The sequence below is a fragment of the Candidatus Brachybacter algidus genome, assembly GCF_016707225.1.
Taxonomy (GTDB): Bacteria; Bacteroidota; Bacteroidia; order Chitinophagales; family Saprospiraceae; genus Parvibacillus; species Parvibacillus algidus.
On sequence record NZ_JADJID010000007.1, the window covers coordinates 194387 to 209734 of the forward strand.

The following is a 15348-nucleotide window of genomic DNA, read 5'->3' on the forward strand; positions in this document are numbered from 1 at the left end:
TTGTGATTTTGATAAAACAAAGCTAAGAGTATTTCGTTTCATTTGTTTAACTTTAATTCTCTTAATTGATTATCAGTTAATTGTTTCAAAAATGACAAGCATGATCCAAAAAAAAGATCTAATAATCATAGCATTATCTGTCCTCTTAAGTACTGTCCTTTTTAGCTTGTTTTCAAGTAAGGATAAGGAGTTAAAGAATACTGACCAAAACGCCTGGAGCAAGTTTGTTAACCATAGTTTAGGTTCTTCTAGTAGTTACCCTCCGATAGATTTTATTAATGCAGCCAGAATAGGGACACCAGCTGTGGTCAAAATAGCTGTTAGAAATGGTGGTTATGAATTTTGGAACAATGAAGAGAATGCTGTCATTTCAGAGGGTTCGGGAGTAGTTATTTCAGAAGATGGTTACATCGTTACCAATCATCATGTAATCTCCATGGGCAATTCTTTTGAGGTCATGACCTCTGACAAGAAAAAATGGAAAGCCACCCTCATTGGTTCAGATGAATCAACAGATATTGCAGTTCTTAAAATCAATAAATCTTCTTTGCCTTTTTTATCTCTCGGCAATAGTGATTCAGTCCAGATCGGACAATGGGTCATCGCTATTGGCAACCCTTATCAGCTCAGCTCTACTGTCACCAGCGGAATAGTCTCTGCTAAAGGAAGAACTATCGATCTCTTAAAAGGTGCTTACCCTCTTGAATCTTTCATCCAAACAGACGCTGTATTCAATGAAGGCAATAGTGGTGGTGCATTACTTAACGCGCGTGGCGAACTCATAGGGGTAAATACTGCTATCTTTACTAAAAGTGGAAAATTTGAAGGTTATTCTTTTGCAATACCTAGCAATATTGTACGTAAAATGGTCAGCGACATTATGTCTTATGGCAAGGTTCAGAGGGCTATGCTTGGCGTTGGTATCGAAGATATAAGCGATGCTTTGTCAAAGAAAATTGGAGTAGATCCGGAAACTGGCGTTTTTATAAATCGAATTTCTCAAGGTTCAGCAGCTGAAAAGGCAGGAATGTTGTATGGTGATATAATTACTGAAATTAATGGTAAAATCGTTCGCTCATGTCCGGCCCTTCAGGAACAAATAGCATTATATAAACCGGGAGATATTGTTAACGTAAAATACTTAAGAAGCAATAATTCCTATACAGGATCACTCAAGTTGACAAGTCCTATTTCAACCGCTTTTGATGTGATCATTAGGTCTGATTTGGAATTGAAGGCGATAGGTATAGAACTCAGAGAACAAATAATGCGGAATGGAGAGAAAGGAGTTATAGTTCACACGATCTATCAAAATACTCCTTCAGGGAAAACCGCCATGGAATCAGGTTTCATTATAAATGAAGTCAATGGCATGAAAGTCTCGAGCGCTGATGATGTTATTTCAGAGATTAGAAAAAACAATTCTCAATTGATACTAAAGGGCAGGTACAGAAATATGAATAAAAATTATGAGTATCAAATCAATAGGCAAGGAACAGGGCTATAAAGATTAAGCGGATCGTATTTTATTCTTGGACCAAATTTTTGTAGTTGAATTCCGAGCCGACAATAGGTTATCCAAATGTAAACGGTTTATTATGAAGCCTTTTCGGTATTGGACTTGTTTATCTTTTTACCGGCGCACATTTTTCCTTAAATGACCAAATAATAAAAAGCAAGCTTGCCATTGTTTTCATTTTGAATTAAATGATCCGGATCAATTAAGGCATTCTGCCTTATAAATAAAAGAATGTTCCGGACATAAAAAAAGAGAAGCATTGCGGCGCTTCTCTTTTGATAAACATACTCAAAACTTATTTTTTTAACTTGATCGAGCAACCAACGGCTTTTGTATAACTCGTCTTGATTTCCTTTCCAGATTTTAATGCTTCAATAGCATTTTCCAGATATTTAACCTGAACGCTTTTAGGTTCGTTTACATTGTCATCGATAGCTCCAATGTACTTGACAACACGGTTTTTATCTAACAAAAAGACGTGCGGTGTTCTCGTAGCTCCATATACAGGAAATACTTTCTGCCCATCATCAAATAGATAGGGGAAGGTGAATGCTTTTTCTTTGGATCTTTCTTGCATCAGCTCGTAACTGTCACCTTCAGAAACTGCAGGATCATTGGGATTGATAGCTATGACAGGATAACCCTGACTGGCATATTTATTATTAAGTGCTATGATTCTGTCTTCATAAGCGACAGAAAAGGGGCAATGATTGCAGGTGAAAATAACGATATAACCCTTAGCGTCTTTAAAGTCTGCCAGCGAAACGGTCTTGCCATCCACATTTTTAAGTTTAAAATCTGAAGCAGTATCACCTACTTTATAGCCACCATCAGCCGGCATTGTAAAGGCAGAAATTCCGACATATAGAAAGGCTATACTTAGAAAAGAAAGAAATAGTTTCATGTGTTTTTTAATTTATTGAATTAATGTTTTTTATTAGTTGCTCAGCATTTTCAAAATTAGTGCTGATAAAGATACTTTTTTCTTTATTATAGATATAAGTGACAGGGATAGCTCCGTCCCAATCCTTATTTACTTTTGGAATCCAGGTGTTACCGTCAGGATCATTCAATAAAATGACTTGCCCGGGTAATTTATTTTTTTGGAGAAATGGCTTTAAGCGACTTTCCAACATTTTTGGAAAATCCATACTTACCATGATGAATTTAACTTTCTGTCCTTTAAATTTTTCTTCAGCCTCAAGAAAGTATGGAAGCTCTTCCACGCAAGGTCTACACCATGTTGCCCAGAAATTCACGACATAGGTGGTGTCATTTTTCTTTGATAAGAAAGGTGCCAACCCATCAAAATTAACCATAGGTATATCTTGAGCCTCAACTCGAACAAGTGATAGTAAGAGAATACTAAGAATACCGAAAGAAATTTTTGATTTCATGCTCATAAAAACATCAAAACGCTAAAGCGTGTTGCATCCTGCGTGTTAAAATACTGTGAATATTATGGTCGGGCCGACTCATCTTGTAAATAAATGGTGACATCTATGGCTCTTAAATTGTATTTATTGCCTATCGGATATACTTTTCTGATCTTTGCCATTTGCTTGAGTCCCAATCCTGACAGGGCAATCGCGCTTGTTGCTATAAGAAAGTCCAGAGTATTAGGAGGTTGGAAAAATATACCATATAATGCCGAAGTAGCAAATGTAGCAAGTCCGGCCTTCCACAGCACTTCGCCAATGACAGGAGATATGAAAGGTTTGTAACTTTTTATATATTCAATTGAATCGATCGGCACAGTCAATCCAAACATATGTATGACATTATTGTCCACATCTATCTCATCAATTGCAGTTCGGATCCATTGATCACTTTGTCTGAGTTTGAAGATGATCTCATCCCCTGAGCCATATTTGAGTTTGGTTTTAACAAAGTCTTTTTCTAATTGAAGAAACTTTTGTGCAAAAGAAACATGTAGGGTTGAAGATAAAAAAAGGACAATAAGTAAAAGCTTTAAAGCGGGTCGGATTCGTTGATCGAATATGAAGAAGTTTACTTTATTGAACATTTCTGGTTAATTTTTCAAATAAAGAACGGACAGCTTTGTCGATTTGTTGATAATCAGTCATTTCTTTACCTACAAAGATCAACATAAAGTCGAGGCTAATGTTTGCGGATTGGCATATTTCATGTAGGGATGCCTGATTCAGCCTAACAGATTCTCTTAACCGACGTTTTAAGGTATTGCGATCCACCGCCTTTTTAAATAGTTTTTTTGGAACCGAGACAGCAACTTTGAAGGAAAGTAGCCGACCAGAAGAAGGTTGGACGGAATAAACCATCTTTATAGGATAAGTAAATTGGCTTTTGCCCTCATTGAATAGTTCTGAGATAGTGACAATACTTTTGAGTTTATTGTCGCGGGGAAGTGCAAAGGTTCGTTTCACGTTAAAATAAAATAGGCTATCAAGCTGCAATAGCCCAATAGCCTACTCTTTGTTTTATAAAGATAACTTACTTAGTCTTCATCTCATCAGAAACAGTCAGCTTGTGCCTTCCCTTCGCTCTTCTGTTGGCAAGGACTCTCCTACCGTTTTTAGTACTCATACGAGATCTGAATCCGTGTTTGTTTACTCTTTTACGCCTTGAAGGCTGGAATGTCCGTTTCATAGGAATTAATAATTAAATGTTTTTAGAAAAGTGGGACAAAGGTAAGTCAATGTTTTTGAATATCAAAATTTATTTTAAAAGTATTTTTAGGATAAATGATTGGTATTTATTTAATTATGTAAAAATTTAATTGATAGGGAGTTAGATCAGGTGATAGGGTGATAGGGTGATCAGGTGATCAGGTGATAGGGTGATCGGGTGATAGGATAGGGTGATGGGTGTGCTGTAAATAATTATAAATGATAAATTACAAATGATGGTGTTACCCACGATACTATTATGATTTGTATTTTAAACAAATTTAGCCTTCTGGCATAAGCTCAATGTCATAAAGTTATGGCCATAGGTTCTTTCAAAATATCCCGGTGCGCTGCACCTTGGAGCAGCCTTCATACGAACTCGATAAATATTGTGGTGCGCTGCACCTGGAAGAAAAGCAAAGGTGCAGCGCAAAGGGATATTTATAGAAATAGATTTGATAGACTATCAGGTGCAGGGCACCGAAATATAGTCTATAATAGATTATTGATTTCAATTGCTTAACTTAATGACATTGACCATGAGCTATAAACATTAAGCTTTAGCCCGGAAATTGCACCAATAAATACTTCCCAAACTTCGCACCATTTTCAATTTCCTAAGAATACAAACTATTCTCGATACCATTATGGAGCCCCCCTTCCTCCTAAACCTCTCGATACCAATATGGAGCCAACAGCCAATGGCCAAAAGCTATAAGCATTAAGCTTTAGGCATTACTTCCTAATCTTCGCGTCGTTTTCAATTTTCAATTTTCAATTTTCAATTCCCCTTTCCTAAAGACACAAACAATTCTCGCTACTACTATGGAGCCATCAGCCATCAGCCAATAGCCATCAGCCGAAACCTACTCTTCATGCAAACACAACAAAGCAACATCAGAATAATGTGCTAGCGACTTCGATACGCTGTGGTAAAAAATATTCTCAAACCAATTACGCTTCTTAGTTACGGTACACAATACAGCATTAGTATATTTTTCTTTGAGTTTCAATAGGGCTTCTTCAACCTTACCACCAGGTATGCTAATACTTCCATCTATCAGAGATTTAAAATTATCTCTAACATATTTTTCTCTATCTACATTTTCTTCCCCTTCTTTTTCGATATGGATAAGTTGGATTCTAAAATTAAGTTTCTCCTTGAAGAATTCAATTATGTTCAAAGAACCTGGATCAACAGCTGTTTTGTAGTCAGTACCGATGAGTAAATGGCCACTTTCAGGCAAGACATAATCCTTTGGAATAAGAAATAAAGGATGATCGATCTTTGATAAAACCCCGCCTGCTGTGCTTCCAAGAATCACCCCACTGAGTCCACTGGTCCCAGTAGAGCCCATTATAACGAGATCAGCCTCAAATTCCGCTGCAGCGTTTACGATAGAAGGAACTGTAAAATCTACCTTATTATCGGTAGATATTTTACCATCAAATCCTTTTTCCTTCAGGCGCTCAGCCATCTGTTGTAGGTTTTTTCTCTTGATCTCAAGATATTCGTGGATATAGATGGCAGCGTACACATTGCTATTGATCCCTTCCGTAGGAAGAGATGTATGCATCAATACGATCTCAGCATCGCCTTTGGTAGCGATTGCCACTGCCACATCAATAGCTTTATTAGAGACTTCACTAAAGTCTGTTGGTGCAAGAATTCTTTTTATGCTCATTTTCAATTAAGGGTTTACTATGTGATGTAAATGATATTTATATTTAATTTTTTGAAAGATTTGAATTCGTAAATTCATATGTTAGAATACATTAGCGATGCCGTAATTTTCCATTGCTCATTTTTCCTTCCTCATTTTCAACTTTCCCTTTCCTGCCAATAACCATCATTAATTTGTCTGAACCACTGATTAAATTGATTTCTTTGATTGCACTGATTTCTACATGCAAATTGCTTCAGAGGAATTAAAGCCATAAGCTTTTAACTACAAGCCAAAAGTCAAATTAGATATATCCTTCCCACTCTTCGCCCCATTTTCAATTTTCAATTTTCAATTTTCAATTCTCCACCCCTCTCCTAATCTCATAACCCTCTCACCTCCAATAACGTTGCCATTTTCTCCAAAATTAAGAAAATTTAATATTGGACAAAAAAAAATCCCCTACAACATGCGTCATAAGGGACTTCTATATTTTCAATTTAGATACTAACCATTCATTGAGGTCAGAAATTCTTCATTGCTGGTTGTTCCAAGAATATACTTTCTGAGGAATTCCATTGCTTCATCAGGACGCATATCAGCAAGCTGATTTCTAAGGATAAACATGCGTTGTAATGTTTCTTTATCAAGCAATAGATCGTCTCTTCGTGTACTTGACTTGGTAAGATCAATGGCAGGATATAATCTTTTGTTGGCCAAAGTTCGGTCAAGTTGTAATTCCATATTACCCGTACCCTTGAATTCTTCAAAGATGACGCCGTCCATTTTCGAACCGGTATCGATCAATGCCGTAGCCAGGATAGTCAACGAACCACCATTTTCGATCTTTCTGGCAGCACCAAAGAACTTCTTAGGTTTGTGCAGAGCATTAGCTTCCACACCTCCAGATAATACTTTACCACTGGCAGGTGCCACGGTATTGTATGCTCTTGCTAGTCTTGTGATTGAATCCAAAAGGATTACCACATCATGGCCACATTCTACAAGTCTCTTTGCTTTCTCAAGTACGATACCTGCCACTTTAACATGATTCTCTGCTGGTTCGTCAAATGTGGATGCAATTACTTCGGCATTTACGTTTCTTCTCATATCAGTAACCTCTTCCGGACGTTCGTCGATCAAAAGGACAATTAGGAAACATTCAGGATGGTTAGTTGCTATAGCATTTGCGATGTCTTTCAATAAGAAGGTTTTTCCTGTCTTAGGCTGAGCTACTATCAATCCACGTTGACCCTTTCCGATCGGTGTGAATAGATCGATCATCCTATTGCCATAATCTTTACCATTTTTACTTCCACTCAAATTGAATTTTTCGATTGGGAATAAAGGCGTTAGATAGTCAAAAGGAACCCTGTCTCTGATCTGACTTGGCAATAGACCGTTGATGTTAGCAACTCTCAGAAGGGCGAAATATTTCTCACCTTCCTTCGGTGGTCGTATAGCTCCTTTAACAGTATCACCTGTCTTCAAGCCAAATAATTTGATCTGTGAAGGTGATACATAAATATCATCAGGAGATGTTAAGTAATTATAATCTGAAGATCTTAGAAATCCATATCCGTCAGACATCATTTCCAGGATACCTTCTCCTTCTATCATCCCATCAAAGTCAATGTTGAATTTTGGGGCTTCAGGTTCCGGTTTAGTTGTTTGTCTTGATTCGCGAACTTCTCTAGGCGCTTCAGCAGCAACTTCATTGTTTGCAGTCACAGCATTCTCAGTTTTAAGAGCTTTTTTGGCTTTAAAGGGCTTTTCGGCAGGAGTATTCTGGACTGTTTCGGTTGCGGGTTTTGAATTTTTCTCGATATCTGCAGGTGCAGTTTCTGTTGCTGCGGTTTTGAGATGAGTGGAGGTGAAGAATTTTTTTCTTTCAACAACTGGTTCGATCACTGCAGGTTCCTGTGGACCTTTTGCACTTTCGCCTTCTGCTTGCGCAGTTTTAGTTTCTTTCTTAGCAGGAAGAGGTTTTTTAGCTTTTGGCTTTTTGTCCGCGGCAGCTCCTTTAGTTTGTTTGCTCGTGGTGAAAAGGTTTGCTTCCTCCTCGTCTTGATTGTTGTTGGGTCTTGGAGCGGAAATCCTTTCTTTTTGATGAGGTTTGCTTTTTGAGCTTTCCTTTTCCATGGCCAGCACTTGCTCCGGCGTGATCTGAGTATTTAAAGCTTGTTGATCAAGGATCTTATAAATCAGCTCTTGTTTGCTTAATTTTTTATATCCTTTAAGATCATTTGCTTCTGCTACTTCTCTTAGCTCCGGGACCAACATACTGTCCAATTGCAAAATGTCATACATACAAATAAATGTTATTTTTTTTGGAAAAATAGTTGGGCCCCTTTTTGGACAACAACTATGACTATTTATTTATTCTGGTGAATAAACTAGAGTTAAAATTAGATTAAAAGATAAAAATTTGAAATTTCAAACCAAGTGCCAATAACACAATTTAAAAGACCGATTTGGTAATGTAAAAAACTTTAATTCGGAAAATTCTTTCGTTGAAATTAGCCTTAACCCAGATTTGAATGGCTTAAGCCCTCTCGGCTTGAAATGATTTCGCAAATGTACAATATCTTTTTTTATTAAACTATATTTGCACCTTAAAAATTACAATTTTCAATAATTTAATGAATTTATTCCCATGCTTAAAGTAGAAATGCTTCGTAACCAAAGAGATAGAGTGGATGTTGGCCTTAAAAAAAGGAATTGGTCGGAAGAAAAACTAGTGATAATAGATCAGATCATAGTACTTGATGATCAGAGAAAAGAAGTACAAACTGCTCTGGAAACTGAACTTTCAGAGATGAATAATCTCTCAAAGGCTATTGGAGAATTAATGAAAAATAAAGCCATTGATGAAGCCAATAGCTTGAAAGTAAGAGTAGGCCTGCTTAAAGATTCAAGTAAGATCAAAGAAGAAATGCTCAAGTCGCTTAAGGAAGAACTTGAAGAGCATCTATATACTATCCCGAATATTCCTCATGAAAGTGTGCCATTTGGCATTGGTGCTGATGACAATATGGTATATCAGGACTTCACAGGAGTTATGCCCACATTGCCGCCCAATGCGCTCCCTCACTGGGAGATTGGTGAGAAATATAATTTGTTTGATCTGAAACTCGGTGTGAAAGTCACGGGAAGCGGGTTTGTAGTTTATCGCGGCCAGGGAGCCAAGCTGCAAAGAGCGCTAATTAATTATTTCCTGGACTTTAATACTAAAGCCGGTTATGAAGAAATACTGCCTCCTCATCTTGTAAATGAAGACAGTGCCACGGCTACAGGCCAGTTGCCCGACAAAGAAGGTCAGATGTATTATTGTGAAAAAGATGATCTTTATCTGATTCCCACATCCGAAGTCCCTGTCACTAATATTCTTAGAGACGACATTCTGCCTGATCACCTTATACCGTATTGTATGACCTCTTATACGCCCTGTTTTAGAAGAGAGGCAGGATCATACGGAGCTCATGTCAAGGGTCTAAATAGAGTCCACCAGTTCGATAAAGTGGAGATCGTCCGCGTAGAGAAACCAGAGAGATCTTATGAGGCATTGCAGGAAATGGTAGCACACGTAGCCAGATTGATGGAAAGTCTTGAACTACCTTATAGAATCCTAAGATTATGCGGCGGAGATATGGGATTTGCTTCAGCAATGACATATGATTTTGAAGTTTGGTCAGCAGGACAGGAAAGATGGTTAGAAGTTAGCTCTGTGTCGAATTTTGAGACCTTTCAGTCGAATAGATTGAAACTCAGATATAGGGATGAAGACAATAATATGCAGTTGTTACACACACTGAATGGTAGTTCTCTAGCACTGGCGCGCATAGTAGCCGCTCTACTTGAAAATAATCAAACAGAAGAAGGTATTCGGATACCGGAAGTACTTAGGAACTTTTTCGGAGCTGAATTCATTAATTGAGGAACTTGAATAAAGGGATTTGTCGTAAATCTGGATTAGAGCTTTGACCTTTTAGCGAGTTATTAATAAATTTAATTTCTAAAATATATTGTTCAATGGGTGGTGGTTATTTAGTATATATGATTCTTGGGGGTATTGGAACCGTAGTTGGAATGATTCTGAGTGCAAGGTTGAAATCAAAATTTAACCATTATAGCCAAGTCGGCCTTCATTCAAGATTATCTGGCAAAGAAGTCGCTGAAAAAATGTTGAAAGACAATGGTATCTATGATGTTCAGGTCATATCGGTAGACGGCTTCCTTTCAGACCACTACAATCCCGGCAATAAAACTGTCAACCTTAGCCCTGATGTTTTTAATGGAAGAAGTGTTGCAGCGGCTGCAGTCGCTGCACACGAATGTGGCCATGCTGTACAGCATGCTACATCTTATGCCATGCTTAAATTCAGATCAGCCATCGTTCCTGTGGTGCAATTTGCAGCCACAGCACAGCAATTTTTACTGATGCTTGCACTTGGAGTTCTGGGGGCGACAGGCAACTCAACTATATTACTCATCACCATTATAGCCTTCTTTATCACTACGGTATTTAGTATCATCACGCTCCCTGTTGAGTTCGATGCCAGCAATAGAGCGCTCGCATGGTTAGACTCTTCCGGCATCGCTTATGGTGAAGAACATGCCGGAGCCAAAGATGCACTTTGGTGGGCAGCCATGACGTATGTGGCAGCAGCACTTTCATCACTCGCTATGCTAGTATATCTCGTCTTGAGGTATGTCGGCATGAACCGAGACTAACAAAGATTATACTACGACTACTTGTAAATAATTAAAGAAATGATTAAAGTCCTTACCCTATTTTTGTTTCTTTTATTTTCACTGGATTCATACGCACAAAATACCATCCATGGAAAAACCACGGATGAAAATGGCAATAGTATTCCTGGTGTAAATGTCTACATAAAGGATGCTTATGATGGTGCTATTTCAGATTCTACTGGAAAATTTACATTTAAGACTTCCTCCGAAGGTCCGGTGACTCTCATAGGATCTTTTATTGGTTACAAGTCTGCCGAGCAGTATCTTGATATCAACAAGAATAATATTGAAATTAATCTCAAGCTAATAGAAGAGATCTCTGAACTGAATGCCGTAGTTATTACCGCAGGTTCATTTGAAGCAGGTGACAAAAAACGTGCTACTGTGCTTTCGTTACTGGATATAATTACTACTGCCGGAGCTGACGCTGATATTTCAGCAACTCTTCAGACGGTGCCTGGTGTGCAGAAAGTCGGCGAGCAAGAAGGCTTATTCGTTAGAGGTGGTTCTGCCGAAGAAGCCAAAATTATTATCGATGGGGCAGTGGTCAATAATTTCTTTTATTCCAGTATTCCGGGCATTGCTTCACGAGGCAGATTTTCGCCTTTTTTATTTAGCGGAACCTCTTTTACGAGCGGTGGATATAGCGCATTATATGGACAAGCACTTAGTGCTGTACTTAATCTGGAAAGTGTTGATCTGCCTGCAAGAAGTGAGTTTCAACTTGGAGTGTCACCAATTTTTCTTTCAGCCGGCTTTCAAAAAGTCAATTCGGAGAAGACTCAAAGTTTTGGAGCAAGCTATTCTTATGCCAATCTTGGACTGTACATGGCTGTTATTCCTCAACGTTTTGACATATCTCAGGCACCTATCGGTCATGACGGGGATATGAATTATAGGTTTAAAACAAAAAAGAACGGTATTTTCAAAGCATACGCCACATATAGTTTTGGCAAGCAGGGTATTCGGCAGGAGTCACTTGATTCTATTGGTCTAAAAAATGGTTATCGTGTCGACAATGCCAATGTTTACTTCAATACAAGTTTTAAACAGTCCCTAGGAAAGCATTGGAAATACTTCGGTGTAGCGAGTTATAGTTATAATAAGGACAACATAGATGCTAAATTACTAAATGATCAAAATCAGCAATTGATGAATATCGGCATTGAATCCTTGGACAATGTCAATTTTTCATCTATTGCTACCCAACAAATGTGGCAGTTGAGGTCGCTCCTTGAAAGGAAGTTTGATGGTTTGAATGCTTTGAGATTTGGTGCAGAAGCATGGTATAATAAAGATCATGCGGATATCAATTCAGCATTTTTCAATGGTGAAACTGATATTGAGGATACTTATGGAGCCGCATTTGTTGAGTCAGATATTTATCTTTCAAAAAATCTGGCCTTTCGTCCCGGCATAAGAATTGAATATAGTAAATTGATTTCAAGGGCCAATATTGCCCCAAGAATGAGTCTTTCCTATAAGATTGCTCCACAGATGCAACTAACAGCGGATTACGGTATCTTTTACCAAACACCTGAAAGAAAATACTTGTTATTTGACAATGATTTTGACTTCCAACGAGCTGATCACTACATCCTTACTTATCAATGGCTGACAAAAGATTATACATTTAGGATTCAGGCTTATGATAAAGAATATGTTAGCCTTGTCAAGACAGATGATAATGCTATAAGCATAGCTAATACCAACGGCACAGGTTATGCGCGTGGACTTGAGTTTTTCTGGAGAGACAAAAAAACTTTCAAGGGATTTAATTACTGGTTGAGTTATTCTTACATCGACACAAAAAGAGATTATTTAAATTATCCTATTTCGGCCACACCCACTTTTGCAGCAAGACATTCCGGAAGTATAGTGCTAAAGAAATTCTGGATGAGTAAATTTATCGGCATCAATTGGAGTTATACAGTGACGTCAGGTAGACCATATTTTAACCCAAATTTACCTGCTGAGGATTTCTTAAGTGAAAAAACAAGGGTTTATCAAAGCCATAATGTAAGTGTAAATTGGCTGACTAACATTTTCAAGAGTAATGCGGTAGTGGTATTTAGTCTCAATAATGTATTTAATCAAAAGCAAATATTTGGGTATAATTATAGCTCAAGATTGTTGGATGAAAACAATCTTTATGTAAGAAAAGCCGTTCAACCTCCTACTGCACAAAGCGTTTTCTTAGGAGTATTTATGAGTTGGGGTGTAGACAGGACATTGGATAATATCAATAATAATTTATAGACTTTTTCACAAAATCATTTTATCAATAAATTTTAACAAATGAAAAATTTACTTCTATTATGTGTTCTATTACTTTCGACAGGTTTGTTTGCACAATCCGGTTATGAGAAAGCAATGGCTGCGGGACTTCAGCAAATTAAAGATGCTAAGACATCAAATGAAATGAGTTCGGCTTCAGCATATTTTGAAAGAATTGCAAATTCCGAAAAAACAAATTGGTTACCTTATTACTACGCTGCGCTCACAAATAACCTTGCGGGATGGATGGATGAAACAGCAGATAAAGATAAAGTTTCTGCCAAAACAAATGAATTGATTGCTCAGGCTGATGCACTTAGTAAGGATAATTCTGAGATATATTGCTTAAAGCAAATGTCCGCTGTGATGGCTATGTCAGTCGATCCCATGGCCAGATGGCAGACTTATGGTATGGAGGCCAGTAGTGCACTTGATAAAGCTAAGAAGCTGGATCCGACCAATCCAAGGCCGTATATGCTGGAAGCACAAACTACATTTTATACTCCGGAGCAATTTGGGGGTGGCAAAGCTGTTGCAAAACCTATATTTGAAAAATCAGTAAGAATGTTTGAAGCATTTAAGCCTGCAAGTGACCTCAGCCCAACATGGGGGCTTGATCAGGCTCAGGAAGGTTTGGCCAATTGTCAATAGATAATTTAAAGGGCTGAATTTTCGGCCCTTTTTTCTTTTGTGTAAAAATCCAAACCGTATTTATGTTAGAAAACTACTGGTAGTTTTTCTGTATATTTAGTAACAATCAGCTTTTTAACACTATTTTGCTTCACAAATAATTAAAAATGAGTAGTTTTGCTACTCATTTTTGATATGATAGAAACATTAATATCCTCAAAGACTAGAGTCAAGTTACTTTTCAAGTTCTTCTTGAACAAGGGAGCGACAGCGTATCTTCGTAGTCTGGAGAGCGAGATGGGTGAGTCCACCAATGCCATAAGACTGGAATTAAACAAGTTTGAAAAGGCCGGATTAATCAATTCTATCCCCAATGGGAATAAAAAGATCTTCTCTGCAAATACGTCCCATCCGCTTTTCCGCGAGATTCACAATATCCTTTTAAAGCATATCGGTATCGATCAGATCATCAATGATGTGATAGAAAGATTAGGCAATGTTGATCATGTGTATCTTACAGGAGCCTTTGCTACAGGTGTTGATTCGCCTATAGTTGACCTTATTATACTTGGGGATATCGACAGAGAGTATCTTTCTACATTGGTATCAAAAGCGGAAGTGGTGATTAAACGTAAGATCCGCTATGTAATTTTCAGTAATTCAGAATATGGACAATATGCATTGACAGTAAAAGGTCAGGAGCCATTGTTGCTATGGTCATCAAAAATATAATCGATGCAGGATATAAGTGAAAATGCTTGGTATGCTATTAAGGTGAAGTACAAAAGTGAAAAAATTGTACTCCAACAACTTGATAAAAAAGGAGTGATTTCGTATGCTCCAATGCGCAATTATACAAAGCGCTACCAAAGGAAAATAGTGCATCACACAGTTCCAATATTACCATGTTACTTATTTGTACAGATACCAGCTCAGGATTATGTCAAAGTTCTTGAAACGGAATATGTGTACAATTTTGTCAAAACCGGTCCTCAATTGCGACCAGTTCAAGATAGAGAGATAGAGATACTAAGGAGAATTGAGGGAATTGAAGAAGATCTGATCTTAACAGAGGTAGAATATGGTCTCGGCCAATCTGTAAAAGTCTCCAATGGTCCGCTATTCGGCATGAAAGGCATCATTTCACAAATAAAATCCAAAGGCAAATTAGTTGTCAATTTTGACTCACTTGGTATTGCTTTACAAATAGAAATCAATAAAAAACAACTCGAACCATCCACCGTTTAATTATTTTATATTATGTTTATTTAAATTTTTAAGTATAACATAATCAATATTTTAGTGATTTATTTTAGGGCTATAAGTGCGACTTATTGACGGCGAAGCCATGCGGTAATTGTTAGTTATTAGTTGTTAATTGTTATTTTTGCACAGATTGAAGAATATATAAAAATAGATAAATTCACCCGGAATTATGACAGAGAATCACTTTAAAACCAAAAGTTTTCAGTTTGCCCTTGATGTTGTTGAATTATGCAGAGATTTACAAACAACAAAGAAAGAATTTGTTTTATCAAATCAACTCTTACGCTCAGGAACAGCGATCGGTGCATTATATAGAGAAGCACAACATGCCGAAAGTGGAAAGGATTTTATTCATAAATTGTCAATTGCTCAAAAAGAAAGCAATGAAACAATATATTGGTTAGAGCTTTTAAATGGTTCGAATCTTATTTCAAAAGATAAATTCGAAAGACTAAATTCAATTAGCATCGAGCTAATAAAAATGCTAACCAGTATCATAAAAACATCGAAAGCAAAGCAAAATAGGAATCCCACACCCAAATAATAATTAACAATTATCCAACTTCGCACAAAATAACCGTTTAATAGA

At 37.4% G+C, this 15348-nt stretch carries 15 protein-coding genes; 8 read left to right on the forward strand and 7 right to left on the reverse strand.

The features are described 5' to 3' along the window. The first annotated feature begins 100 nt into the window (after nucleotides 1-100). Entirely contained in the window at nucleotides 101-1507 is a 1407-nt protein-coding gene (locus tag IPI15_RS18110; protein WP_287405222.1) for a trypsin-like peptidase domain-containing protein, read from the forward strand. Nucleotides 1508-1814: 307 nt separating this feature from the next. On the opposite strand, the gene IPI15_RS18115 is transcribed toward IPI15_RS18110, so the two are convergent. The 7 genes from IPI15_RS18115 to rho all read right to left on the reverse strand — a co-directional run bounded on the left by IPI15_RS18115 (nucleotide 1815) and on the right by rho (nucleotide 8141). After that, on the reverse strand, nucleotides 1815-2423 hold the full coding sequence (locus tag IPI15_RS18115) for a thioredoxin family protein (RefSeq protein ID WP_287405223.1): 609 nt from the start codon (nucleotides 2421-2423) through the stop codon (nucleotides 1815-1817). 7 nt (nucleotides 2424-2430) lie between these two features. After that, on the reverse strand, nucleotides 2431-2916 hold the full coding sequence (locus tag IPI15_RS18120; protein WP_287421663.1) for a TlpA disulfide reductase family protein: 486 nt from the start codon (nucleotides 2914-2916) through the stop codon (nucleotides 2431-2433). 62 nt (nucleotides 2917-2978) lie between these two features. After that, nucleotides 2979-3545 carry a hypothetical protein gene (locus tag IPI15_RS18125; protein ID WP_287421664.1) on the reverse strand — a complete coding sequence of 189 codons (567 nt, stop codon included), beginning with the start codon at nucleotides 3543-3545 and terminating at the stop codon, nucleotides 2979-2981. Continuing rightward, nucleotides 3535-3924, reverse strand: coding sequence for a ribonuclease P protein component (gene rnpA / locus IPI15_RS18130; protein ID WP_287421665.1), 390 nt, complete (start codon nucleotides 3922-3924; stop codon nucleotides 3535-3537). The genes IPI15_RS18125 and rnpA overlap by 11 nt, the downstream gene beginning before the upstream one ends. A 67-nt stretch (nucleotides 3925-3991) precedes the next feature. Continuing rightward, nucleotides 3992-4147 (reverse strand): 50S ribosomal protein L34, encoded by a 156-nt coding sequence (gene rpmH / locus IPI15_RS18135; RefSeq protein WP_287405227.1) that lies wholly within the window; start codon nucleotides 4145-4147, stop codon nucleotides 3992-3994. Between the two features lie 886 nt (nucleotides 4148-5033). Further along, on the reverse strand, nucleotides 5034-5852 hold the full coding sequence (locus IPI15_RS18140) for a universal stress protein (RefSeq protein ID WP_287405229.1): 819 nt from the start codon (nucleotides 5850-5852) through the stop codon (nucleotides 5034-5036). A gap of 486 nt (nucleotides 5853-6338) precedes the next feature. Beyond that, on the reverse strand, nucleotides 6339-8141 hold the full coding sequence (rho, locus tag IPI15_RS18145) for a transcription termination factor Rho (RefSeq protein WP_287421666.1): 1803 nt from the start codon (nucleotides 8139-8141) through the stop codon (nucleotides 6339-6341). Between the two features lie 346 nt (nucleotides 8142-8487). Here rho and serS point away from each other — a divergent pair, with 346 nt between their 5' ends. The 7 genes from serS (at nucleotide 8488) to IPI15_RS18180 (ending at nucleotide 15303) form a co-directional block, all read left to right on the forward strand. Further along, entirely contained in the window at nucleotides 8488-9768 is a 1281-nt protein-coding gene (serS, locus tag IPI15_RS18150; RefSeq protein ID WP_287405231.1) for a serine--tRNA ligase, read from the forward strand. A 95-nt stretch (nucleotides 9769-9863) separates the two neighbouring features. Continuing rightward, nucleotides 9864-10565, forward strand: a complete 702-nt coding sequence (locus IPI15_RS18155; RefSeq protein WP_287405232.1) for a zinc metallopeptidase — start codon at nucleotides 9864-9866, stop codon at nucleotides 10563-10565. Nucleotides 10566-10604: 39 nt separating this feature from the next. Next, a complete protein-coding gene (locus tag IPI15_RS18160) occupies nucleotides 10605-12845 on the forward strand; it encodes a TonB-dependent receptor (RefSeq protein ID WP_287405233.1) in 2241 nt (746 codons plus the stop codon). 39 nt (nucleotides 12846-12884) lie between these two features. Next, complete coding sequence (locus IPI15_RS18165) at nucleotides 12885-13514, forward strand: hypothetical protein (RefSeq protein WP_287405234.1); 630 nt, start codon at nucleotides 12885-12887, stop codon at nucleotides 13512-13514. Nucleotides 13515-13688: 174 nt separating this feature from the next. Beyond that, entirely contained in the window at nucleotides 13689-14225 is a 537-nt protein-coding gene (locus tag IPI15_RS18170; RefSeq protein WP_287405235.1) for an ArsR family transcriptional regulator, read from the forward strand. Between the two features lie 3 nt (nucleotides 14226-14228). After that, nucleotides 14229-14741, forward strand: coding sequence for a transcription termination/antitermination protein NusG (nusG, locus tag IPI15_RS18175; RefSeq protein ID WP_287421667.1), 513 nt, complete (start codon nucleotides 14229-14231; stop codon nucleotides 14739-14741). A 187-nt stretch (nucleotides 14742-14928) separates the two neighbouring features. Further along, entirely contained in the window at nucleotides 14929-15303 is a 375-nt protein-coding gene (locus tag IPI15_RS18180) for a four helix bundle protein (protein ID WP_287421668.1), read from the forward strand. The last annotated feature ends 45 nt before the right edge of the window (nucleotides 15304-15348 follow it).

Excerpts from the sequence above, each read along its gene's own strand:
- IPI15_RS18115 (WP_287405223.1), bottom strand. The coding sequence starts at position 2,423 with ATGAAACTATTTCTTTCTTTTCTAAGTATAGCCTTTCTATATGTCGGA.
- rho (WP_287421666.1), bottom strand. The coding sequence starts at position 8,141 with ATGTATGACATTTTGCAATTGGACAGTATGTTGGTCCCGGAGCTAAGA.
- IPI15_RS18155 (WP_287405232.1), top strand. The coding sequence starts at position 9,864 with ATGGGTGGTGGTTATTTAGTATATATGATTCTTGGGGGTATTGGAACC.
- nusG (WP_287421667.1), top strand. The coding sequence starts at position 14,229 with ATGCAGGATATAAGTGAAAATGCTTGGTATGCTATTAAGGTGAAGTAC.
- IPI15_RS18165 (WP_287405234.1), top strand. The coding sequence starts at position 12,885 with ATGAAAAATTTACTTCTATTATGTGTTCTATTACTTTCGACAGGTTTG.
- IPI15_RS18180 (WP_287421668.1), top strand. The coding sequence starts at position 14,929 with ATGACAGAGAATCACTTTAAAACCAAAAGTTTTCAGTTTGCCCTTGAT.
- serS (WP_287405231.1), top strand. The coding sequence starts at position 8,488 with ATGCTTAAAGTAGAAATGCTTCGTAACCAAAGAGATAGAGTGGATGTT.
- IPI15_RS18140 (WP_287405229.1), bottom strand. The coding sequence starts at position 5,852 with ATGAGCATAAAAAGAATTCTTGCACCAACAGACTTTAGTGAAGTCTCT.
- rpmH (WP_287405227.1), bottom strand. The coding sequence starts at position 4,147 with ATGAAACGGACATTCCAGCCTTCAAGGCGTAAAAGAGTAAACAAACAC.
- IPI15_RS18110 (WP_287405222.1), top strand. The coding sequence starts at position 101 with ATGATCCAAAAAAAAGATCTAATAATCATAGCATTATCTGTCCTCTTA.
- IPI15_RS18125 (WP_287421664.1), bottom strand. The coding sequence starts at position 3,545 with ATGTTCAATAAAGTAAACTTCTTCATATTCGATCAACGAATCCGACCC.
- IPI15_RS18160 (WP_287405233.1), top strand. The coding sequence starts at position 10,605 with ATGATTAAAGTCCTTACCCTATTTTTGTTTCTTTTATTTTCACTGGAT.
- IPI15_RS18120 (WP_287421663.1), bottom strand. The coding sequence starts at position 2,916 with ATGAAATCAAAAATTTCTTTCGGTATTCTTAGTATTCTCTTACTATCA.
- IPI15_RS18170 (WP_287405235.1), top strand. The coding sequence starts at position 13,689 with ATGATAGAAACATTAATATCCTCAAAGACTAGAGTCAAGTTACTTTTC.